Consider the following 21,590-nt stretch of genomic DNA (forward strand, 5'->3'; position numbering starts at 1 on the left):
TTCGCCCAGGGCACGCGAGACCTGGGCAAAGTTTACCGTTGGGAGCCCTCAGCACGCCGGGGCCTTCGCGGCAAGGCGCTCAGCGCCTCTCCTATGTCGGACACTTCGGTCACCGTCATGCCCGCGGGGACCTTGCCCGAGTCGGGCGGCACCAGGGCCCGGGTGAAGCCGAGACGGGCCGCCTCGGCGAGCCTGCGCTGCACCCCGGTGACCCGCCGCACCTCCCCGGCGAGGCCCACCTCGCCGATCGCCACCAGGTTCTCCGGCAGGGGCGTGTCCACCGCGGCGCTGGCCACCGCGAGCGCCATCGCCAGGTCCGCGGACGGCTCGGAGAGCTTCACCCCGCCGACGGTGGCGGTGTAGATGTCGCGCTTGCCGATGTTGATCTTCCCGCGCTCCTCCAGCACCGCCAGCACCATGGACACCCGCGGCGACTCCAGGCCCGAGGTGGTGCGCCGGGGCGCGGGGATCTGCGAGTCCACCGTGAGGGCCTGCACCTCGGCCACCAGGGGGCGGCGGCCCTCCAGCGTGACGGTCAGGCAGGTGCCGGGCACGGGCCTGGCCCGCCGGGTGAGGAACAGGCCGCTGGGGTCGGCCAGGCCCGTGATGCCCTCGTCGTGCAGCTCGAAGCAGCCCACCTCGTCGGTGGCGCCGTAGCGGTTCTTCACCCCGCGGATCAGGCGCAGCCTGGCGTGCCGGTCGCCCTCGAAGTGCAGCACCACGTCGACCAGGTGCTCCAGCAGGCGGGGGCCGGCGATCGCGCCGTCCTTGGTGACGTGGCCCACCAGCAGCGTGGACATGCCGCGCTCCTTGGACGCCCGGATCAGCGCGCCCGCCACCTCGCGCACCTGGGCCATGCCGCCGGGCGCGCCGTCGATCTCGGGGGAGGCCACCGTCTGCACCGAGTCCAGCACCAGCAGGGCGGGCTTGACGTCGTCCAGGTGGCCGAGCACGGCGGACAGGTCCGTCTCCGCCGCCAGGTACAGGTGGTCGTTGAGCGCGCCGATCCGGTCCGCGCGCAGCCGCACCTGGCTCGCGGACTCCTCGCCGGTGACGTACAGCGTGGGGGTGCGCGGGGCCGCGGACTTGGCGGCCACGTCCAGCAGCAGGGTGGACTTGCCGACGCCGGGCTCGCCGGCGAGCAGCACCACCGCGCCGGGCACCAGGCCGCCGCCGAGCACCCGGTCCAGCTCGTCGACGCCGGTGGGGCGGGCGGTGGCCGTCGTGCCGTCCACCTGGCCGATGGGGCGGGCGGGCGTGGTGACCCGGCCCGGGGCCGTGGTGCGCACCGGCGCGGCGCCGTACTCCTCGACCGTGCCCCACGCCTGGCACTCCGGGCAGCGGCCGAGCCACTTGGAGGTGGTCCAGCCGCACTCGGTGCAGCGGTAGGACGGCCGGTCCCGGCCGGTGGTGCGAGCGGTGCGCGAAGCCATGCGCCTCACGGTAGCGGGCGCCACCGACAGCCCGGGGCCGCCGCGGCACCGCCCGGAGGGGGCTCCGGCGGGGCCGCGGGGCGGGGACCTTGCCGCAGCCTCCGCCGGGGCTGCCGCCATTGGCCCGAACCTCCACTCGTCCGAGTGAGGAAATTCGCATGTGTATCCGACATTTGTCCCCCGCGCGTAGTAATACGAGCGTCTCGGGCTGAAAGGTGCCATGCCGTGCCCCTAGCGTCGCCGGGATGATGAACAGGTCCGACTCGGATACCCCTCCCCCCGGCCCCGCCCAGGGCCCCAGGCGGCCGGACCACCGCGGGCGCCACGCCAGGGCGAAGGGCGCGCGGGCACGGCGCGGAGCCCACGCCGGCCCGCCGAAGGCCCCAGAACCGTCCGTCCCCGAACCCCGCACCACCCCCGAGCACCCCGCCCCCGAGCCCGTCACTCCGGAGCGCACCACCCCCGAGCACCCCGCCCCCGAGCCCGCCGCACCCAGGCGCACGGCCGCCAAGCACGCGGCCCCCAAGCACCCCGCGCCCGAGCACCCCGGCTCCCCGCCCCCGGCCGCCGCGCCCGCCGCCCCGCGGCGCCCCGCGCCCCGGCACGCCGCCCCCGCGTCGCCGGTCCGCACCGGCGCCCCGCCCCGGTCCCCGATCGGCTACGAGCCCTGGCTCAACGGGCTGTTCACCTACTGCCTTTCGGTGATGGGGGAGCACGACACGGCCACAGCGGCGCTCGGCGACGCGCTCGCCTTCGCCGAGCGCCACCACGCGCGGCTGCGCGACCCCGCGCTGCTGCGCGCCTGGCTGTACGCGCTGGCGCGCCACGCCTGCCTCCGGCGGCTCCACCCGCCGCCCGCGCACGCCGCCGCCCTCCCGCCCACCGCCCCGCTCCGCGACGGCACCGCGGCCGGGGCGCGGCACGTGGCCCCGCGGCACCTCGCCCCGCGGGGCCACGCCCGCCGCCTGGCCGAGCTCGACGCCCTGGCCTGGCCCGAGGCCGCGGGGCTCCCCGCCGACCAGCGCGAGGCCCTGGAGCTCGCCGTCCGGCACGGGCTGCACCCCCGCGAGGTCGCCGCGGTCCTCGCCCTCGACCCGGCGCACGCCCGCGCGCTGCTGGCCCGCGCCGCCCGCGAGGTGGAGCGCACCACCAGCGCGCTCGCGGTGGCGGACCGCCGCGAGTGCCCCGGCCTCGCCCGGCTCGCGGGCGCTCCGCGCGAGCTGCTCGGCACCGTGCTGCGCGGCGAGCTGGTGTCGCACGCCGAGGGCTGCCCGCGCTGCCTGGCCACCGCGGAGCGGTTGCGGGCCGTCGGCCCCTGGCCGCTCAGCGGCTGCTCGGAGGTGCTGGCGATCGTCCCCGCGCCCCGGGCCGCGGTCTTCCGCGCGATGGTGGCGCCCGCCGGCGGCACCCGGCGCGACGGCGGGGGCGCACGCGGGCGTGGGGCGCTGGTGCTCCGGCTCGACCGGCACGGCTTCCCCGTCCCGCCGCGACCGCGCGGCGGCGGCAGGCTGCGGCAGCGCGCCCTGGCCGCGACCGTGGTGGCCGCCGCCGTGGCCGTGCCGGTGGTGGCGCTGTGGCCGGCCTACCGCGGCGGCCACGAGGCGACGGCCCACGACCCGCCGGTGTCCGCGTCCGACGACGAACCCGAGGGCGGGGGCGCCGCCCACCCCCGGCACCGCCACCACCCCGGGCAGGCCCCGGCCCGGCACCAGGCGGGCAGCGCCACGGCGGCCCCGTCCCGGCAGGCGCGCGAACCCCGGGCGTCGGCGAGCCGCAGCGGCTCGCCCTCCGGTTCCTCCGCCGCCGCGTCCGCACCGGGCGGCGCGGGGTCCGGCCCCTCGTCGCAGCGGCCCGCGCCCGGGCGGCTGACCGTCGCGCACACCGCGGGGGAGGGGAGCACCCGGGTCACCCTGCGCAACACCGGCGGCACCCCGCTCGCCTGGCGGGCCTCGCCGTCCGCGTCGTGGCTGGTGCTCAGCCAGACCGCGGGGGAGCTGGCGCCGGGCGCGGCCACCGCCGTCACCGCGTCGGCGGACGGGGACCGCCAGCCGCACGGCGCGTGGGAGGCGTACGTGTACCTCGAGCCCGGCGGGCAGGCCGTCCCGGTGCGGGGCAGGGGCGCGCCCCCGCCGTCGTCCTCGCCCTCGTCGCCGCAGCCGAGCGAGCCCGCCCCGCCCCCGGCCGAGCGCTCGGGAACCCCGGCCCGCACCGAGGAGGAGACGGAGTCGGCGGCCGCGGGGTGACCGTCACACGACGGGCGCCGCCCCCCGGGCGCAGGACCCTCAGCGCGGGTCCGCGGGGTGCGGCGCCACCGAGGCGGGGCCCGCGGCGAGGCGCTCCTCGCACAGTCGCGCCAGCTCCCGGTACCCGGCGTCCCCCATCAGCTCGGTCAGCTCCGGCCGGTAGGACAGGTACACCGGCTCGCCCGCCCCGTGCGCCGAGGTCGCCGAGGTGCACCACCAGTGCAGGTCGTGCCCGCCGGGGCCCCAGCCGCGCCGGTCGTACTCGCCGATGCTCACCACCAGCACCCGGGTGTCGTCGGGCCGGTCCACCCAGTCGAAGGTGCGGCGGATCGGCAGTTGCCAGCACACGTCCGGCTTGGTCTCCAGCGGCTCGCGGCCCTCCCGCAGCGCGAGCGTGTGCAGCGCGCACCCGGCCCCGCCGGGGAAGCCGGGCCGGTTGAGGAAGAGGCAGGCGCCGTCCACGAGCCGGGTCTGCCGCTCCCCGTCCTCGTTCTCCTCGACGATCCCCTCGTCCGCGCCCACCCGGTGGTACTGCCAGGTTTCCGGGGTCAGCCGCGAGGCGTGCTTGAGCACCCGCTCCTCGTCGTCCTCGTCGCTGAAGTGCGCGCCGAGCGAGCAGCAGCCGTCGGACGCCCGCCCGGCCACGATGCCCTGGCAGCCGCTGCCGAACACGCAGGTCCACCGGGACGTGAGCCAGGTCAGGTCGCAGCGGAAGACCTGTTCCTCGTCCGCGGGATCGGGGAACTCCACCCATGCGCGGGCGAAGTCCAGGCCCGTCTCGTCGCCGGACGGGGCGCTCGCTTGCCGCTCTAGCTGTGCCACACGGCCCAGGGTAAGCGGGTGGACCGCGGTTGCGGCGCCCGGCCGCGTTCCGCGCGTCAGCCGGCGGGGCGCTAGCGTGCACGGCATGCGCCTCGGAGTCCTGGACGTGGGATCGAACACGGTCCACCTGCTCGTGGTGGACGCGCACGTCGGTGCGCGCCCGCTGCCCGCCTACTCGCACAAGGCGGAGCTCAGGCTCGCCGAGCTGCTCGGCCCGGACGGGGCGATAGGCGAGGGCGGCGTCACCAGGCTGGTCGAGACGGTCCGCACGGCGCTGCGGATCGCCGAGGACAAGGGCGCGGAGGAGATCCTGCCGTTCGCCACCTCGGCGGTCCGCGACGCCGCCAACGGCGAGGCGGTGATCGCCCTGGTCGAGCGGGAGACCGGGGTGCGGCTGCGGGTGCTGTCCGGCGAGGAGGAGGCGCGGCTGACCTTCCTCGCCGCGCGGCGCTGGTTCGGCTGGTCGGCCGGTCGGCTGCTGCTGTTCGACATCGGCGGCGGCTCGCTGGAGATCGCCTGCGGGATCGACGAGGACCCGGACGCGGCCGTGTCCCTGCCCCTCGGCGCGGGCCGCCTCACCCAGGCCCGGCTGCACGGCGACCCGCCGCCGCCCGAGGACGTGCGGGTGCTGCGCAAGGAGGTGCGGGCGGCCGTCGCGCGCACCGTCGGCGAGTTCAGCCGCAGGGGGCGCGCGGACCGGGCGGTGGCCACCTCCAAGACCTTCAAGCAGCTCGCCAGGATCGCGGGCGCCGCCCGCTCGGCCGAGGGGCCCTTCGTGCCGCGCACTCTCACCGCCAAGGCGCTGGCGCAGTGGCTGCCCCGGCTGGCCGCGATGAGCGCGCGGGAGCGGGCGCAGTTGCCCGGGGTCTCCGAGGGCCGCGCCCGGCAGTTGCTCGCCGGGGCGCTGGTCGCCGACGCGGCGATGGACCTGTTCGACGTCTCCGAGCTGGAGATCTGCCCGTGGGCGCTGCGCGAGGGCGTCATCCTGCGCCGCCTCGACCAGTTGGCCACCGGCGCCCCGGGCACGCCGGAGCCGTAGCGGCGCGCCCCGGGCGGCCCGTCCTCCACCGGGTGTGGTGGGCGGCGCGAGACGGCGCCCCGTACCCTGTGATCCGTGGCTGAACCAGCGGAGCATACGGCGCACCGCGGCGCCCGGCACGCCGCGCGGGCGCCGGAGGCGAAGGTGGGGCTGTCCACGGCCTCGGTGTATCCGGAGTCCACCTCGGCCGCGTTCGAGATCGCGGCCCGCCTCGGCTACGACGGCGTCGAGGTCATGGTGTGGACGGACCCGGTCAGCCAGGACGTGGAGGCCCTGCGGCGCCTGTCGGAGTACCACGGCATCCCCGTCCTCGCCGTGCACGCGCCCTGTCTGCTGATCACGCAGCGGGTGTGGTCCACCGACCCGTGGACGAAGCTCCAGCGGGCGAAGGCGGCGGCGGAGCGGCTCGGCGCGTCCACCGTGGTGGTGCACCCGCCGTTCCGGTGGCAGCGCTCCTACGCGCGGGAGTTCGTGCGCGGGGTGTGGCGGATGGCGGACGAGACGGACGTCCGGTTCGCCGTGGAGAACATGTACCCGTGGCGCTACCGGGACCGCGAGATGCTGGCCTACGCCCCGGCGTGGGACCCCACCGAGGACGACTACCGGCACTTCACCGTGGACCTCTCCCACACGGCGACGTCCCGCTCGGACGCGCTGCGCATGGTGGAGCGGATGGGCGAGCGCCTGGCGCACGTCCATCTCGCCGACGGCAACGGCTCGGCGAAGGACGAGCACCTGGTGCCCGGCCGGGGCTCGCAGCCGTGCGCCGAGCTGCTGGGGGGCCTGGCGGCGACGGGCTTCTCCGGGCACGTCGTCATCGAGGTCAACACCAGACGCGCCCTGTCCGCGGCCGAGCGCGAGGCCGACCTCGCCGAGGCCCTGGCCTTCACCCGCCTCCACCTCACCGCCGCCACCCGCCACCCGGGCACCTGACCCCGCCCGCGCCCACCGGGCCCCGCCCCTCGGGGCCCCGGGCGCAGCCCCGGCGGGGGTCCAGGGGGCGGAGCCCCCCGGCCTCCGGAGGAACCCGCCACACCACCCGCCCTGAGACACCGATCCCAAAAAGCGGACATCCCCCTCACTCCCGCCCGAGGCGGCGTACGCTCGACGGATACTGGCGGTTTCGGGAAACAGCGGGAGTGGGGAGCGACAAGTGCCCAGCTTGCGGTCACGTACGGTCACTCACGGTCGGAACATGGCAGGAGCCCGCGCGCTCCTGCGCGCCGCGGGCGTGGACCGGGAGGACTTCGGCAAGCCGATCGTCGCCGTGGCCAACAGCTTCACCGAGTTCGTCCCCGGCCACACCCACCTCCAGCCGGTCGGCCGGATCGTCTCCGCGGCCATCAAGGCCGCCGGCGGCATCCCCCGCGAGTTCAACACGATCGCGGTGGACGACGGCATCGCCATGGGCCACGGCGGCATGCTCTACTCCCTGCCGTCCCGCGACCTGATCGCCGACTCCGTCGAGTACATGGTCGAGGCCCACTGCGCCGACGCCCTGGTCTGCGTCTCCAACTGCGACAAGATCACCCCGGGCATGCTGATGGCCGCGCTGCGGCTGAACATCCCCACCGTCTTCGTCTCCGGCGGCCCGATGGAGGCCGGCCGGGCCACCCTGGTGGACGGCACGGTCCGCAGGCTCGACCTGGTCAACGCCATGTCCGACGCCGTCGACGAGACCGTCTCGGACGAGGACGTGCTGCGGATCGAGGAGAACGCCTGCCCCACCTGCGGCTCCTGCTCCGGCATGTTCACCGCCAACTCGATGAACTGCCTGGTCGAGGCCCTGGGCCTGGGCCTGCCCGGCAACGGCTCCGTGCTCGCCACGCACACCGCTCGCAAGGCGCTGTACGAGGAGGCCGGCCGCACCGCCGTCGAGCTCACCCGGCGCTACTACGACCAGGACGACGCCACCGCGCTGCCCCGCGCCATCGCCTCCCGCGCCGCGTTCGAGAACGCGATGGCGCTGGACGTCGCCATGGGCGGCTCCACCAACACCGTGCTGCACCTGCTGGCCGCGGCCAGCGAGGCCGGCATCGACTTCACCATGGCCGACATCGACGCGGTCTCCCGCCGGGTGCCGTGCCTGTGCAAGGTGGCGCCGAACACCGACCGCTACTACATGGAGGACGTGCACCGCGCCGGCGGCATCCCCGCGATCCTCGGCGAGCTGCACCGCGGCGGGCTGCTCCACGAGGACGTGCACAGCGTCCACTCGCCGTCCCTCGCCGACTGGCTGAAGAACTGGGACGTCCGCGGCGGCTCCCCCTCGCCCGAGGCGGTCGAGCTGTTCCACGCCGCGCCCGGCTGCGTCCGCTCCGCCACCGCCTTCTCGCAGTCCGAGCGGTGGGAGTCCCTGGACACCGACGCCGCCGCGGGCTGCATCCGCGACACCGCCCACGCCTACACCGCCGACGGCGGCCTCGCGGTGCTGCGCGGCAACCTCGCCGAGGACGGCTGCGTGGTGAAGACCGCGGGCGTGGACGAGTCCATCTGGACCTTCGAGGGCCCGGCCGTGGTGGTGGAGTCCCAGGAGGAGGCGGTCGAGGCCATCCTGGGCAAGCGGGTCAAGGAGGGCGACGTCGTCGTCGTCCGCTACGAGGGCCCCAGGGGCGGCCCCGGCATGCAGGAGATGCTGTACCCGACGGCGTTCCTCAAGGGCCGCGGCCTGGGCAAGAAGTGCGCGCTGATCACCGACGGCCGCTTCTCCGGCGGCACCTCGGGCCTGTCCATCGGCCATGTCTCGCCGGAGGCGGCGTCCGGCGGCACGATCGCGCTGGTGCGGGACGGCGACCTGATCCGCATCGACATCCCCAACCGCGCCATCGAGCTGAAGGTCCCCGACGAGGAGCTGGCGGCCCGCCGCGCCGACCTGCTGGCCCGCCTCGGCGGCCACCGCCCGGCCGCCCGGGACCGCAAGGTCTCCGCCGCCCTGCGGGCCTACGCCCTGCTGGCCACCTCCGCGGACAAGGGCGCGGTGCGGGACCTGTCCAAGCTGGACGACGAGAGCTGAGCCGGACGGCGCGAGCCGACGCGCCGAGGACGACGGCGGGGGCCGGGCCGGGTGCCCGGCCCCCGCCGCGTCTACTTCCCCATGTCCCGCACCGCGACGGAGAACACCGACCCGCGCGGGGTGAACGCGTAGATCCGCTCCCGCGTCACGATCGGCACCGGCACCTCCAGCGTGCCCCGCAGGTCGCGGTCGAAGCGCGGCTGGGTCTGCTTCAGCAGCACCCCGCGCCGGGCGTCCACCGACAGCAGTTGCCCGTTGGGGCTGGACAGGTACACCCTCTCCCCTGCGGCGACCGGGGGAGAGGGGTTGTTCACCGCCGTCTCCAGCTCCCACCGCACCGCACGGGCCCGGGTGTCCACGGCCATCAGCATGCCCGTGGCGTCGAGCAGGTAGACGGTGCCGCCGGCCGCTGTCGCCCCGGCGTCGGCGGCCGGGTACGGCAGGGCGGTGCGGACCGTGGCGCCGCTGTCCGGTTCGTACCGCAGCACGGCGTGGGTGTCCGTGGTGGTGGGGCGGTCCTCCAGCAGGTACAGCGTCCCGCCGGACACCGCGGCCGGGTGGACGACACCGGAGAACCGGCGCTGCCACAGCGTCCGGCCCGTGTCCGGCCGGACCTCGCTCACCCGCGTCCAGGCGTTGTGCTCGGGGTCCGGGTCCACCAGGAACAGCCGGTTCCCCAGGGTCACCAGCCGCGGGTCCGGGTGCCCGGTGAAACGCTTCTCCCAGCGCACCGTCCCCCGCGCCCCGTCCAGCGCCCGCACCGTGGCCCGCCCCTGGTCCAGCAGCAGCACCGTGTCCCCGGCGTACCAGCAGCAGCTCGCCCCCGACAGCGGGACGCTCCAGCGCTCCCGGCCGCTCTCCGGGTCGAGCGCCCGCAGGGCCTCGCCGGGCTCCGGCATCTGCACCAGGCCGCCCGCGAACCCGGGCGCCTGCACCCACCGGTCCGCCCAGGGGGCCCGCTCCTTCCACCACACCCGCCCGTCGGCGGCGTCGATCCGCGACGCCGCCACGCCGGTGCCCGCGCAGTACAGCGCCTCGGCGGTGGGCACGCACTTCGCCGCGTGCACCCGGCCCTCGTCCGGGCCGCTCGGGGGTCTGCCGACGCGGGTCTCCCACACGTCCTCCCACGCCTCGTTGGACGCCCCGGCCGTCTGCCCCACCGGGGGCCGCCCCGACGGCCCGGACGAGCCCAGCTCCTGCGCCCCGACGTAGCCGCCCGCCGCGAGCACCGCCGCGACCAGCACCCCGATCAGCGAGGGCCTGCGCCACCTGCGGCGCCCCGCGCCCGCGGCCGCCGCGCCCGGCCCGCCGTCCCCGTCCCCGGCCTGCACGGGCCCCGGCTCGTCCCGCCCCGGCCCGCCGAGCGCCGGCGTCCTGGCCGCGCCGCCCTCCGAGAACGGCACCGTCGGCTCCCCCGGCCCGCGCGCCTGACGCAGCGCCCTCATCAGCTCCCCCGCCTCCGGCCGCTCGGCCGGGTCCTTGGCCAGACAGCGGCGCACCAGCGGGCGCAGCTCGTCGGGCACCTCGTCCAGGTTCGGCTCGTCGTGCACCACCTGGTACGCGACGATGTAGGGACTGTCGGAGTCGAACGGACCGCGCCCCTGCGCCGCGTGCGCGAGCAGGCAGCCGAACGCGAAGACGTCCGCGGCCGTGCCGACCTCGCGCGGGGCGCGGAACTGCTCCGGCGCCATGAACGGCGGCGTGCCTATGACCTTGCCGGTCTCGGTGCGCAGCGCGCTGTCGTGCGGCCGGGAGATGCCGAAGTCGATGACCTTCGGGCCGTCCTCGGCCAGCAGCACGTTGCCCGGCTTCAGATCGCGGTGCACCACTCCGGCGCGGTGGATGTCGCGCAGCGCCTCGGAGAGCCCGGTGGCGAGCTGCCACAGCTCCTCCCCGCGCAGCGGCCCCTCCTTCTTCACCCGCTCGGCGAGCGTCATCCCCGGCACGTACAGCGTGGCCATCCACGGCCGTACCGCGTCCGCGTCGGCGTCGAGCACGGGCGCGGTGAACGCCCCGCTGACCCGGCGGGCCGCCGCCACCTCCTGCTGGAAGCGGGCCCGGAACTCCGGGTCGGCCGCGAGGTGCTTGTGCACCACCTTGACCGCCACCTGGCGCCCCGAAGGGGAGTGCGCCAGGTACACCACGCCCATCCCCCCGGAACCGAGGCGGGAGTCCAGCGTGTAATCCCCCACGAACGGCGGCTCGTCGTCCTCCACTGGCTGCTCCCGTCCCCCCGACTGCGAGTCCCGGGCACCAGCGTAGGGAACACCAGTACCCGTTGACGACGACTCACCCCCCGCTTCCTCGTCCGCGGCACCTTCGCTGACACAACGTCCGAGGTCGGGGGCGAGCGGCGGCGAGGGCCCTCCGCCGGGGCGGCCGGGCGGGTCCCCGTTCGGCGGGGCGTCCCCGCCGTGCCCGGTGCGGCCGGGAGGCGCGGTGGTGCAACCGCCGTCCCGCGGCCTGCGTGTCCCGTGTGGGCTGTCATTCGGTCACGCGGATCCCTGTGAATGTCGGGAGAAGGAAAGCCGAAAACGGTTCAGGTGATCTCGAAACGCTTGCTACTCTCCCCGCCGGGGAGAAAGTAGTACTAGTTGAACGGGGGGACCCTGTGTCCATCGAAAACGTGCGCGAGCCCGTGGCCGAGGTTCCGGTCGAGGTGACCGAGGAGGCCGCCGAGGTCATCGAGGAAGCCGCCGAGGTCGTCGAGGAGGCCGCCGCCGGCCTGCTCGCGACGGCGAGCTACCGGACGACGTACGAGAAGCGGACGCCCGTGTACAAGGCGCCCAACTTCAACCAGCCGGACGGGTCCCTGGGGCCGGGCACGCTCGTGACCATCTACTGCCAGACGCCCGGCCCCTCGGTGTCGGGTCCCTACGGCACCTCCACCATCTGGGACCGCATCGGCACCAACCGCTACGTCCCCGACTGCTACGTCAACACCGGCAGCGACGGGTACGTCGCCAAGCGGTGCTGACACCCGGACCCGCGGAGCGGCCCGCCTCCGGACACTGACCCGGCGGCGGGACCCGCGCCCCGCCGCGCCGACCGCGCCCCAGGGGCGGACCGGCGGACGCCATCCGGCGTCCCCGGTCCGCCCCTGCCGCGTTCTGCGGACCGGCGCCCCTCCCCGCCGCCCTCTCACCGCCTCCTGTCATGTGTCAGCTTTCTTTGACACATCACTCGCCCATGTGTCAGCCTTTCCTTACACATGAAAGAGGTCGCGATGCCTGATCTCTCGGCCCCCACCGGCGACGACCTGCTGAAGGTGATGGCCGCACTCGGCAACCCCCACCGGCTGCGCATCGTCGCCGCGCTGGTCGAGGGGCGGAACTACGTCAGCCGTCTCGCCCGTGAGATCGGCCTGAGCCGGCCGCTGCTGCACATGCACCTCCAGCGACTGGAGGCGGCCGGGCTGATCGTCGGCACGCTGGAGCTCTCGGAAGGGGGCAAGGCCATGAAGTTCTACGAGGTCGCGCCGTTCGTGGTGCAGCTCACCCCGCAGAGCGTGGCCCAGGCGGCGCGGACGCTCGGCGACGAGGAACGGGACGGGGACCGGACCGTGAGCGAGGACGAGGGTGTGAGGAAGTGAACGGGGAGCCGGAGACGCTTCTGGCGTCGGACCCCGCGGGGCCGGTCGGAGCCGCCGGGGTTTTCCTGCTGATGATCGTGATCGTCTGGCAGATCGCCGCCACCTGGCGGGCGAGGTTGCTCGCCGCGCGCGAGGACGAGTACAAGCGCCTCGCCGCCAAGTACGCCGAGCTGCTCGAGGACTCCGTCGAGCTCCAGCGCCGCACCGCGGAGGAGCTGACGCAGGCCAGGACCGCCCTCGCCTCGATGGAGAAGATGATGCGCGAGATCGAGTGAGCCCGCCCTCCCGCGGCCCGCGAACCGCGGGGAGGACGAGAAGGGGACCGGCCCCGCCGAGCGCCAACTCGGCGGACCGGCCCCTTCGGAGCACGGAACACCCGCGCACCCGAACGCCCTGCCGCGGCGATGGCCTGCGAAACCGTGAGGCCGCGGCCGGGCCGGTGTGCGCGGTCGGCAATGACCGCACTCCCACCGCAAGGAGACCATCCGATGCTGCCCTGGTTCAAGCGGCTGCTCAGCGCCCCGGGAGGCAGGCGGGCCAAATGGCTCGTCCTCGCCGCCTGGCTGGTCGCCGCCGTCGCGCTCGGCCCGCTCGCCGGGAAGGTCGGCGACGTCGAGGAGAACTCGGCCAACGCCTTCCTGCCGAAGAACGCCGAGTCGGCGCGCGTCAACGACCTGCTCGAACGGTTCCGCACCGACGAGCTCACCCCCGCCGCAGTCGTCTACGCCCGCGACGGAGGGCTCACCGCGCAGGACCGGGCCAAGGCGGAGGAGGACCGCGCCGCCGTCGCCGAGCTGGCGCACGGCGGTGAGGCGCCGCCCGTGGCGCCCTCCGACGACGGCGCGGCGCTGCTGGTCACCGTCCCCCTGTCCATGGAGGAGGACGACCTGACCGACCGGGTGGAGCAGATCCGCGACATTGTCGAGGCCAACGCCCCGCCCGGCCTTGAGGTGAAGGTCGCCGGGCCCGCGGGCTCGCTCACCGACCAGGTCGCGGTCTTCGGCGACCTCGACGGCACCCTGATGCTGGCCTCCGCCGCCGTCGTCACCGTCCTGCTGCTGATCATCTACCGCAGCCCCGTGCTGTGGCTGTTCCCGCTGATCGCCGTCGGCTTCGCGGCGGTGCTCGCGCAGGCCGTCACCTACCTCGGCGGCAGGTACGCCGACCTGCCGGTGGACGGCCAGAGCGGCGGCATCCTCATGGTGCTGGTCTTCGGCGTCGGCACCGACTACGCGCTGCTGCTCATCGCCCGCTACCGCGAGGAGCTGACCCGGCACGCCGACCGGCACCTGGCCATGCGGGTGGCGCTGCGCCGCAGCGGGCCCGCCGTGCTCGCCTCCGCCTGCACCATCGCGGTCGGCCTGCTGTGCCTGCTGCTCGCCGACCTCAACTCCTCCCGCAGCCTCGGCTGGGTGGGCGCCGCCGGGGTGCTGTGCGGGTTCCTGGCCATGGTCACCGTGCTGCCCGCCCTGCTGGTGGCCGCGGGGCGGTGGGTGTTCTGGCCGTTCGTGCCGCGCCAGGGCGAGGCGCGGCACGCCGAGCACACCGTGTGGGCCCGCGCCGGGCGGGCCGTCTCCGCCCGCCCGCGCCGCTCCTGGGTCGGCGCCGCCGTCCTCACCGGCGCGCTCGCCCTGGGCGCCACCGGCATCGGCATGGGCCTGACCGACGCCGAGATGTTCACCGACACGCCCGACTCCGTCACCGGCCAGCGCCTGATCGAGGACCACTACCCGGGCGGCGCCTCCGCCCCGGCGGACGTGGTCGCGGCGGCGGACGCCGAGGAGCGGGTGCGGCGCGCCGCCGCGGACACGCCGGGTGTCGCCGGGGTCGGCGAGGCCGAGTACACCCGCGACCGCGGGCTGGTCCACCTGCCGGTGGTCCTCGCCGACGCCCCCGACAGCGCGGCCGCCGAGCGGACCGTGGACGCCCTGCGGGAGAACCTGCGCGCGCTCGGCGGCGCGGACGCCGCCGTCGGCGGGCCCACCGCGAGCGACCTGGACACCGAGCGCGCCGCCGAGAGCGACAACACGCTGGTCATCCCGGTGGTGCTGGCCGTGGTGCTGCTGGTGCTGATCGCGCTGCTGCGCGCCCTGGTCGCCCCGCTGGTGCTGCTCGCCACCGTGGTGGTGTCCTTCTTCGGCGCCCTCGGCGCCAGCAACCTGCTGTTCGAGCACGTCTTCGACTGGGGCGGCATCGACCACTCGCTGCCGCTGCTCGGCTTCGTCTTCCTGGTCGCGCTCGGCATCGACTACAACATCTTCCTGATGACCCGGGTGCGCGAGGAGGTCGTCCGGCTCGGCCACGACCGGGGCGTGCTCACCGGCCTGACCACCACCGGCGGGGTGATCACCAGCGCGGGCGTGGTGCTCGCGGCCACCTTCGCCATCTTCGTGACGCTGCCGCTGGTGACGATGGCGGAGATGGGCGTGCTGGTCGGGATCGGCGTGCTGCTCGACACCTTCGTCGTCCGCACGGTCCTGGTGCCCGCGCTGTCCCTGGACATCGGCCGGGCCATGTGGTGGCCGGGCGCGCTGTACCGGCGGCTCGGGCAGCGGCCCCCCGCCGGGCGGGGCGAGGAGCGGGCCCCCGTCCACGCCCGCCCCTGACCGCCCGGCCCCACCGGCCCCCGCCCCCGGCCCGGCCCGGGGGCGGGGGCTCTACGCTGTGGAGCGGGACCCGCGGGGCGCGCCGCCGCCCCGCCCGCACCGGAAAGGACCCCGCGTGCTGTTCCGCCGGGCCGTGCTCGCCGCGTCCCGCACCGCCCCGCCGCGGCGGCTGGTGCGGAGCGGCCCCGTGGCGCGTGCCCTGGTGAGCCGGTATGTCGCCGGGGACGGGCCGGACGAGGCCCTCGCCGTCGCCGCCCGCCTCGCCGCCCGGGGCCTGACCGTCTCCCTGGACCTGCTCGGCGAGGGCACCACCGACCCGGCCGCGGCCCGGCGCGTCCGCGACGCCTACACCGCGCTGCTCGCCCGCCTCGCCGACCAGGGCCTGGCCGACACCGCCGAGGTCTCCGTCAAGCTCTCCGCCGTCGGCGCCGCCCTGCCCCGCGACGGCGACCGCGTCGCCCGCGAGCACGCCCACGCCGTGTGCGCGGCCGCCCGCGCCGCCGGGACCACGGTGACCCTGGACATGGAGGACCACACCACCACCGACGCCACCCTGGCCACGGCCCGCGAGCTGCGCCGCGACTTCCCGTGGCTGGGCGTCGCCGTCCAGGCGTACCTGCGCCGCACCGAGGCCGACTGCCGGGACCTGGCCGCCGCCGGCGCCCGGGTGCGGCTGTGCAAGGGCGCCTACGACGAGCCGCGCTCCGTCGCCCACCGCGGCCGCCGCGAGGTGGACCTGGCCTATGTGCGCTGCCTGGGGATCCTCATGTCCGGCGGTGGCTACCCGATGGTGGCCACCCACGACCCGCGCCTGGTGGAGCTCGCCCGGGTCCTCGCCGTGCGCGCGGGGCGCGCGCCGGGACGGTACGAGCTCCAGATGCTGTACGGCGTCCGGCCGGACGAGCAGCTCAGGCTGGCCTCAGCCGGGGAGCGGGTGCGGGTCTACGTGCCCTATGGCGACCAGTGGTACGGGTATTTCGTGCGCCGGCTGGCCGAGCGTCCTGCCAACATGGCGTTCTTCCTGCGTTCAGTGGCTAGCAAGGGGTGAGTCGGGCATGACCCAGCGGGTGGCGGTACTCGGGACGGGCAAGATCGGCGAAGCGCTGCTGTCCGGCATGCTCCGGGGCGGCTTCGCCCCGGACCGCCTGATGGTCACCGCGCGGCGGCCGGAGCGGGCGCGGGAGCTGCGCGAGCGCCACGGCGTGGAGGCGGTGACGAACGCGGAGGCGGCCAAGAGCGCCGACACGCTGATCCTCACCGTCAAGCCCCAGGACATGGCGGCGCTGCTGGACGAGCTGGCCCCGCACGTCCCCTCCGGGCGGCTGGTGATCTCCGGCGCGGCCGGCATCACCACGGCCTGGCTGGAGTCGCGGCTGCCGGAGGGCACCCCGGTGGTGCGGGTGATGACCAACACCCCGGCGCTGGTGGACGAGGCGATGAGCGTGGTGTCGGGCGGCGCCCACGCCACCGAGGAGCACCTGGCGCACACCGAGGAGATCTTCAACGCGGTCGGCAAGTCCCTGCGCGTGCCGGAGTCCCAGCAGGACGCGGCCACCGCGCTGTCCGGCTCGGGCCCGGCGTACTTCTACTACCTCGTCGAGGCCATGACGGACGCGGGCATCCTGCTGGGCCTGCCCCGCGCCCAGGCCCACGACCTGATCGTGCAGGCCGCGATCGGCGCCGCGGTGATGCTGCGCGACTCGGGCGAGCACCCGGTCAGGCTCCGCGAGGCCGTCACCTCCCCGGCGGGCACCACCATCAACGCCATCCGCGAACTGGAGAAGCACGGCGTCCGCGCCGCCCTCCTGGACGCCCTGGAAGCCGCCAGGGACCGCAGCCGCGAACTGGCCTCCGGCAACGGGTGACCCCCACCCGCGCCCGCCCCGCCGGGGGCCGGCCCACCCGGCCGGCCCCCGGCCGACCCGCGCCCCTCACGGCGGCTCCGGCCTCACAGCAGTTCCGGCCGCTGCCACTGCCTCCCCAGCACGTGGTGGTCCAGGAAGTTCAGCACCGTCGAGTACCAGATCCGCGCGTTGTTCGGGGACAGCACCCAGTGGTGCTCGTCCGGGAAGTACAGGTACATCGCCGGGACCTCGAACCGCAGCAGGTCGTTCCACAGCGCGATGGCCTCCCCGACCGGCACCCGGTAGTCCCGCGCCCCGTGGATCACCAGCATCGGTGTGGTGATCTTCCTGGCGTGCAGGTGCGGTGAGTTCTCCTCGTACCTCTCCCGCCGCTCCAGCGGATCCCCGAAGATCCGGACGAAGGCGCCCGGTGTGTCGGTGTCCCCGGCGAAGCCGCTGAGGTTCCACAGGCTGGCGTGGGAGACGATCGCCCGGAACCGGTCGGTCTGCCCCGCCACCCAGTTGGCCATGTACCCGCCGTACGACCCGCCGAGCAGCCCGGAGCGCGAGCCGTCGATGTCCGGCCTGGCCTGCGCCGCGTCGGTGAGCGCCATCAGGTCCCGGTACGGCTGCTGCCCCCACCCGCTCCAGCCCCGCTGGTGGTGGCGCTGCCCGTAGCCGGTGGACAGCGCCGGGTCGGGCAGCAGCACCGCGTAGCCGCGGGCGGCGGCCGGCCACGGGTTCCACCGCCAGTGCCAGGAGTTCCAGCTCGTCTGCGGGCCGCCGTGCACGAACACCAGCAGCGGCGCCGGCCGGTCCCGCGCCGCGCCGTCGGGCAGCACCAGCCAGCCGCGCAGGTCCGCCCCGTCGTCCGCGGTGGCGTGCACCTCGGTGAGCGAGCCGGGCAGCGCGACCGGACCGCCGGGGGCCTTCAGCGGCACCGGCTCCTGGTCGGCCTCGTACGCGCTCAGGCGCACCGGCACCGGCGGGCAGTCCACGGTGGAGCGCAGCGCGTACACCGCCGCCCCGTCCGGGGAGACCACCACGTCGCCGTAGGCGCCGGACGCGGTGAGCCGGGTGACGGCGCCGTCGGGCGCGACCCGGAACACGGGCCGGTGGCCGAGCTCGTCCGCGGTGAACAGCACGTCCCCGCCGGGGCAGGGCACCGGCGACCCGGGCCACTGGCCGAAGCCCGGGGTGAGGTCCCGCCCGCCCGGGTCGCCGTCCAGGTCGAGCCGCCACAGGGTGACGTCCCCGGACGCCTCCCAGGTCGGCCGGGTGCTGCGCACGCACACCACGGCGCGGCCGTCGGCGGTGAACGCGGGCTCGCTGAAGTCGTGGTCGGGCGAGGCCAGCACCCGCAGCCGCTCGCCGGTCGCGGCGTCGGCCACCACCACCGCGGTGCCCTGGTCCTCCGGCAGCCGTCCGGTGAACGCCGTGTAGGCGACGTGCGCCCCGTCGGGCGAGACCGCGATGCCCTCGGCTATCTGGCCGCGCTCCCCGGCGTCCACGGGCTCCCCGGCCGCCTGCGGGTGCGTGACGAACACGTGCGGCACCCCGGGCCCGAGGTCGGCGTCCCAGTACCGCACCGGGCCCGCCTCGTGCAGGATCGCCGACACCTTCGCCTTCTCCCGGGCCGCCCGCCGCTCGGCGTCGTCCTCGTCGTCCTGCGCGCCGGGCATCAGCGACGCCGCGAACGCGACGTGCCCGGAGTCCCGCGCCACCGCGTACCCGGCGACTCCGCCCGCCCGCGCCAGCACCGGCAGCGCCTCCCCGCGCGGGGGCAGCCGCCACAGCGCCCTCCCACCCGCGCCCGCGCGCTCCCCCTGCCGCCCGGGGTCGGGCCTGGCGGAGAGGAACAGCAGCGAGCCGTCCGGCAGGAACGCGGGCGCCGTCTCACCCTGCTCGGAGCGGGTGAGCCGCACGGCCTCCCGCCGGCCCGAGGGATCCACCTCCCACAGCGCGGGCACCAGGCGGGTGCCGTCGGCCGACAGCTCCGCCGCGCCGGTGACCAGCCGGGCGCCGTCCGGGGACAGCGCGAGCCCGGCCGGTCTCGGCAGGGCCACGAACGAGGACAGGTCGTGGAAGACGGTCGTATCAGCCATGGCCGTCATCCTGCCGCGCACGGCGCGCGCCGAGTAGGGCGTCCACGGTTCCCCCACGTGCGCGGGCGCACTCCCACCGCGAAGCGCGCCCTACAGTGACCGGATGCGCTACGACCTGATCATTTTCGACAACGACGGTGTGCTGGTGGACAGCGAGCCGATCGCCAACCGGGTGCTGGCGGCGTACCTCACCGAGCTCGGCCACCCCACCAGCCACGAGGAGTCCCTGCGGGACTTCCTGGGCTCTTCCGTGTCCCGGATCAGGGAAGTCGTCGGCGAGCGCTCCGGGCGTGCCCTCCCCGGCGGCTTCGAGGCCGAGCTGCTCGCCCGCACCGTGGCCGCGTTCGAGACCGGGCTGCGCCCCGTCGCCGGCATGCCCCGGGTGCTGGAGAAGCTCGACGCCGACGGGGTGCCGTACTGCCTGGCGTCCTCCTCCGCCCACCCCCGCATCCGGGCCTCGCTGCGCCTGGCCGGGATCGCCGCGCACTTCCCCGAGGAGCGGATCTTCAGCGCCCAGGACGTGGCCCGCGGCAAGCCCGCCCCCGACCTGTTCCTGCACGCGGCCCGCGCCATGGGCGCCGACCCGGCGGGCTGCGCGGTGGTGGAGGACAGCCCCCTCGGGGTGGACGCGGCCGTCGCGGCGGGGATGGACGTGTACGGGTACGCGGCGGTCACCCCGGCGCGACGCCTGGCGAGGGCCACCGCCCTGTTCACCGACCCGGAGGACCTGCCGGGCCTGCTGGCCTGAGCGCCGCCCGCCCCGCCCGCGCGCGGGCCGCCCGATACCGTGGCCCCATGACGTGCGGCGCGAAGCTGATGTGGGACGAGGCCGTGACCGGGTACGACTTCGGGCCCGGCCATCCGATGGACCCCGTCCGCCTGGCCCTGACCATGCGCCTGGTGGAGTCCTTCGGCCTAGGCTCCGCGGTGGACGTCCGCACGGCGCCCGCCGCGGGCGACTCCACGCTCCGGCTGGTCCACGACGCCGCCTACATCGAGGCGGTGCGCGCCGCCTCGGCCGACCCCGACCACGCCGACCGGCACCGGGGCCTGGGCACGGTGGACGACCCGGCGTTCCCCGGGATGCACCAGGTGTCCGCGCTGATCGCCGGGCTCTCCGTGGCCGCGGCCGAGACGGTCTGGCGGGGCACCCATCCGCACGCGGTGAACTTCGCCGGCGGGCTGCACCACGCCATGCCGGACCGGGCCGCCGGGTTCTGCGTCTACAACGACGCCGCCCTGGCCGTCGCCCGCCTGCTGGAGGCCGGCGCGGAGCGGGTGGCCTACGTGGACGTCGACGTCCACCACGGCGACGGCGTGCAGCACGCCTTCTGGAACGACCCCAGGGTGCTGACGATCTCCCTGCACGAGCACCCCCGCACCCTGTTCCCGCAGACCGGCTGGCCCGAGGAGACCGGCGGGCCCGACGCGGAGGGCTCGGCCGTCAACGTGGCGCTGCCCGCGGGCACCGGCGACGACGGCTGGCTGCGCGCCTTCCACGCGGTGGTGCCCGAGCTGCTCGCCGCGTTCCGCCCGCAGGTGCTGGTCACCCAGCACGGCGCCGACACCCACGCCGAGGACCCGCTGGCCCACCTCGCGGTCAGCCTCGACGCGCAGCGGGCGGTCGCCGCGGCCTGCCACGACCTGGCCCACGAGCACGCGCAGGGCCGCTGGGTCGCCCTCGGCGGCGGCGGGTACGCCGTGGTGGACGTCGTGCCGCGAAGCTGGGCCCACCTGGTGGCCATCGCGGCGGGAGCGCCGATCGACCCGCTGACCGAGACCCCGCAGGAGTGGCGGCAGGAGGTCTACCGCCGCACCCGCATGTCCGCGCCCCAGCGCATGACGGACGGCCGCACCCCGCACGTCCGCTCCTTCGAGGACGGCGGCTACGACCCGGCCGACCGCCTGGACCAGTCCATCCTCGCCACCCGCCGCGCCACCTTCCCCCTCCACGGCCTCCTGCCCTGACCCCGGCGGACCACCTCTAGGCGCGCCCACTCACCGCATCCACTCCCGCCAATTTCCCCAACCCCCCACGAACCCCCCATTCCGCCCGCCAGAATGCCCCCGTGCCCAGTCGCGAACGGCTCCGGGAGCACCTCCTCGCCACCCGCATCGCCGGCCAGGTCGCCACCCCGCGCGAGCGGAGCCTCCGCAGCTACCGCCTGCTCGCCGCCCGGGACCCCCGGGTCCTCTTCGGCCTCGACCCGGTCCGCCCCTGGGACGAGGCGGCGGTGCTGCGCCTGATGGCGGCCAGGTGCGGGGTCTCACCCGACCCGGAGTACCTCAGGGGCCCGGACACGATCGACCCGGAGCGCACCCTCGCCGCCCTCGACGCCTTCGCCGCGCGCCTCGCCAGGGCCGCCGCCGGGCGGGAGCCCGTCCTGTTCGGCACCGGCCACCCGGAGCGCCTGCTCGGCTTCTACGCGGCCCTCGCCGCCGGCCTCGCCGCCGCGGGCTGCCCGGTGCTCACCCCCGCCAGGGGCCGCACCGTCCACATGGCGACGCGTTTCGGCGTACTGGCGCATGTACTCGACTACGTACGAGCTGTTGCATTGGTGCGCGTTGCCGTAGCGCGCCCCACCGGCGCGGCGCCACCGGCGCACACCCACTCGCCGCTTCCCGTGCGCGCCGCCCTCGGAGCCCTGGCGGAGAGCGGCGAGCCGCTGCCCGAACTGGTGGTCGGCGACCACGGCTGGGTCTGCGGCGCAGGTCAGTTGGGTATTGACACGGTGGGGCTCGGCGACACCAACGACCCGGCGCTGTTCGTCGGTGAGGCCGAGGGCCGTATCGCGGTGACCGTCCCGCTTGATGACGCTGTGCGATCCGACTACTACCGACCGCTTACTCGTTATGTACTCAATCGAGCGTGTCTGTCACAGTAGGCAGCCGA

17 protein-coding genes are annotated in these 21,590 nt (G+C 75.8%); 13 read left to right on the plus strand and 4 right to left on the minus strand.

Translation table 11 applies throughout. The annotated features are described in order from the left end of the window. Positions 1-32 precede the first annotated feature (32 nt). A complete protein-coding gene (radA, locus tag ACYVO2_RS01730) occupies positions 33-1,433 on the minus strand; it encodes a DNA repair protein RadA (RefSeq protein WP_461005692.1) in 1,401 nt (466 codons plus the stop codon). Positions 1,434-1,678: 245 nt separating this feature from the next. Here radA and ACYVO2_RS01735 point away from each other — a divergent pair, with 245 nt between their 5' ends. Further along, on the plus strand, positions 1,679-3,676 hold the full coding sequence (locus ACYVO2_RS01735; protein WP_461005693.1) for a BACON domain-containing protein: 1,998 nt from the start codon (positions 1,679-1,681) through the stop codon (positions 3,674-3,676). 39 nt (positions 3,677-3,715) lie between these two features. On the opposite strand, the gene ACYVO2_RS01740 is transcribed toward ACYVO2_RS01735, so the two are convergent. Beyond that, positions 3,716-4,585, minus strand: a complete 870-nt coding sequence (locus ACYVO2_RS01740) for a hypothetical protein (protein WP_461005694.1) — start codon at positions 4,583-4,585, stop codon at positions 3,716-3,718. On the opposite strand from ACYVO2_RS01740, the gene ACYVO2_RS01745 reads away from it, so the two are divergent. The 3 genes from ACYVO2_RS01745 to ilvD all read left to right on the plus strand — a co-directional run bounded on the left by ACYVO2_RS01745 (position 4,584) and on the right by ilvD (position 8,550). Continuing rightward, positions 4,584-5,537, plus strand: a complete 954-nt coding sequence (locus ACYVO2_RS01745; protein ID WP_461005695.1) for a Ppx/GppA family phosphatase — start codon at positions 4,584-4,586, stop codon at positions 5,535-5,537. The two genes, ACYVO2_RS01740 and ACYVO2_RS01745, sit on opposite strands and share 2 nt — an antisense overlap. 75 nt (positions 5,538-5,612) lie before the next feature. Then, positions 5,613-6,470 carry a sugar phosphate isomerase/epimerase family protein gene (locus ACYVO2_RS01750; RefSeq protein ID WP_461005696.1) on the plus strand — a complete coding sequence of 286 codons (858 nt, stop codon included), beginning with the start codon at positions 5,613-5,615 and terminating at the stop codon, positions 6,468-6,470. Between the two features lie 220 nt (positions 6,471-6,690). Then, positions 6,691-8,550: a dihydroxy-acid dehydratase gene (ilvD, locus tag ACYVO2_RS01755; protein WP_461005697.1), complete on the plus strand. Its 1,860-nt coding sequence runs from the start codon at positions 6,691-6,693 to the stop codon at positions 8,548-8,550. 71 nt (positions 8,551-8,621) lie between these two features. On the opposite strand, the gene ACYVO2_RS01760 is transcribed toward ilvD, so the two are convergent. Next, on the minus strand, positions 8,622-10,700 hold the full coding sequence (locus ACYVO2_RS01760) for a protein kinase domain-containing protein (RefSeq protein ID WP_461005771.1): 2,079 nt from the start codon (positions 10,698-10,700) through the stop codon (positions 8,622-8,624). Positions 10,701-11,161: 461 nt separating this feature from the next. Between ACYVO2_RS01760 and ACYVO2_RS01765 the strand changes: the two genes are divergently transcribed. The 6 genes from ACYVO2_RS01765 to proC all read left to right on the plus strand — a co-directional run bounded on the left by ACYVO2_RS01765 (position 11,162) and on the right by proC (position 16,613). Further along, on the plus strand, positions 11,162-11,527 hold the full coding sequence (locus ACYVO2_RS01765) for an SH3 domain-containing protein (protein ID WP_461005698.1): 366 nt from the start codon (positions 11,162-11,164) through the stop codon (positions 11,525-11,527). A gap of 249 nt (positions 11,528-11,776) precedes the next feature. After that, on the plus strand, positions 11,777-12,142 hold the full coding sequence (locus ACYVO2_RS01770; RefSeq protein ID WP_461005699.1) for an ArsR/SmtB family transcription factor: 366 nt from the start codon (positions 11,777-11,779) through the stop codon (positions 12,140-12,142). 71 nt (positions 12,143-12,213) lie between these two features. After that, complete coding sequence (locus tag ACYVO2_RS01775; protein ID WP_461005772.1) at positions 12,214-12,417, plus strand: hypothetical protein; 204 nt, start codon at positions 12,214-12,216, stop codon at positions 12,415-12,417. 213 nt (positions 12,418-12,630) lie between these two features. Next, positions 12,631-14,748 carry an MMPL family transporter gene (locus tag ACYVO2_RS01780; RefSeq protein ID WP_461005700.1) on the plus strand — a complete coding sequence of 706 codons (2,118 nt, stop codon included), beginning with the start codon at positions 12,631-12,633 and terminating at the stop codon, positions 14,746-14,748. A 118-nt stretch (positions 14,749-14,866) separates the two neighbouring features. Next, positions 14,867-15,796: a proline dehydrogenase family protein gene (locus ACYVO2_RS01785; protein ID WP_461005773.1), complete on the plus strand. Its 930-nt coding sequence runs from the start codon at positions 14,867-14,869 to the stop codon at positions 15,794-15,796. A gap of 7 nt (positions 15,797-15,803) precedes the next feature. Then, on the plus strand, positions 15,804-16,613 hold the full coding sequence (gene proC / locus ACYVO2_RS01790) for a pyrroline-5-carboxylate reductase (RefSeq protein ID WP_461005701.1): 810 nt from the start codon (positions 15,804-15,806) through the stop codon (positions 16,611-16,613). An 83-nt stretch (positions 16,614-16,696) separates the two neighbouring features. Here proC and ACYVO2_RS01795 read toward each other — a convergent pair whose 3' ends face one another. Then, on the minus strand, positions 16,697-18,697 hold the full coding sequence (locus ACYVO2_RS01795; protein WP_461005702.1) for a S9 family peptidase: 2,001 nt from the start codon (positions 18,695-18,697) through the stop codon (positions 16,697-16,699). Positions 18,698-18,800: 103 nt separating this feature from the next. Between ACYVO2_RS01795 and ACYVO2_RS01800 the strand changes: the two genes are divergently transcribed. The 3 genes from ACYVO2_RS01800 to ACYVO2_RS01810 all read left to right on the plus strand — a co-directional run bounded on the left by ACYVO2_RS01800 (position 18,801) and on the right by ACYVO2_RS01810 (position 21,582). Next, the gene (locus ACYVO2_RS01800) at positions 18,801-19,445 is read left to right on the plus strand and encodes an HAD family hydrolase (RefSeq protein ID WP_461005703.1); all 645 of its coding nucleotides are present in this window, start codon (positions 18,801-18,803) and stop codon (positions 19,443-19,445) included. A 47-nt stretch (positions 19,446-19,492) separates the two neighbouring features. Continuing rightward, the gene (locus ACYVO2_RS01805; protein WP_461005704.1) at positions 19,493-20,665 is read left to right on the plus strand and encodes an acetoin utilization protein AcuC; all 1,173 of its coding nucleotides are present in this window, start codon (positions 19,493-19,495) and stop codon (positions 20,663-20,665) included. Between the two features lie 101 nt (positions 20,666-20,766). Further along, a complete protein-coding gene (locus ACYVO2_RS01810) occupies positions 20,767-21,582 on the plus strand; it encodes a phosphatase (protein ID WP_461005705.1) in 816 nt (271 codons plus the stop codon). The last annotated feature ends 8 nt before the right edge of the window (positions 21,583-21,590 follow it).

This window comes from Streptomyces capparidis, assembly GCF_054782095.1.

Coding starts and splice junctions, on each gene's coding strand:
- radA (WP_461005692.1), bottom strand. CDS start 1,433: ATGGCTTCGCGCACCGCTCGCACCACCGGCCGGGACCGGCCGTCCTAC.
- ACYVO2_RS01735 (WP_461005693.1), top strand. CDS start 1,679: ATGATGAACAGGTCCGACTCGGATACCCCTCCCCCCGGCCCCGCCCAG.
- ACYVO2_RS01745 (WP_461005695.1), top strand. CDS start 4,584: ATGCGCCTCGGAGTCCTGGACGTGGGATCGAACACGGTCCACCTGCTC.
- ACYVO2_RS01740 (WP_461005694.1), bottom strand. CDS start 4,585: ATGCCGTGCACGCTAGCGCCCCGCCGGCTGACGCGCGGAACGCGGCCG.
- ACYVO2_RS01760 (WP_461005771.1), bottom strand. CDS start 10,700: ATGGGCGTGGTGTACCTGGCGCACTCCCCTTCGGGGCGCCAGGTGGCG.
- ACYVO2_RS01770 (WP_461005699.1), top strand. CDS start 11,777: ATGCCTGATCTCTCGGCCCCCACCGGCGACGACCTGCTGAAGGTGATG.
- ACYVO2_RS01775 (WP_461005772.1), top strand. CDS start 12,214: ATGATCGTGATCGTCTGGCAGATCGCCGCCACCTGGCGGGCGAGGTTG.
- ACYVO2_RS01780 (WP_461005700.1), top strand. CDS start 12,631: ATGCTGCCCTGGTTCAAGCGGCTGCTCAGCGCCCCGGGAGGCAGGCGG.
- proC (WP_461005701.1), top strand. CDS start 15,804: ATGACCCAGCGGGTGGCGGTACTCGGGACGGGCAAGATCGGCGAAGCG.
- ACYVO2_RS01795 (WP_461005702.1), bottom strand. CDS start 18,697: ATGGCTGATACGACCGTCTTCCACGACCTGTCCTCGTTCGTGGCCCTG.
- ACYVO2_RS01800 (WP_461005703.1), top strand. CDS start 18,801: ATGCGCTACGACCTGATCATTTTCGACAACGACGGTGTGCTGGTGGAC.
- ACYVO2_RS01805 (WP_461005704.1), top strand. CDS start 19,493: ATGACGTGCGGCGCGAAGCTGATGTGGGACGAGGCCGTGACCGGGTAC.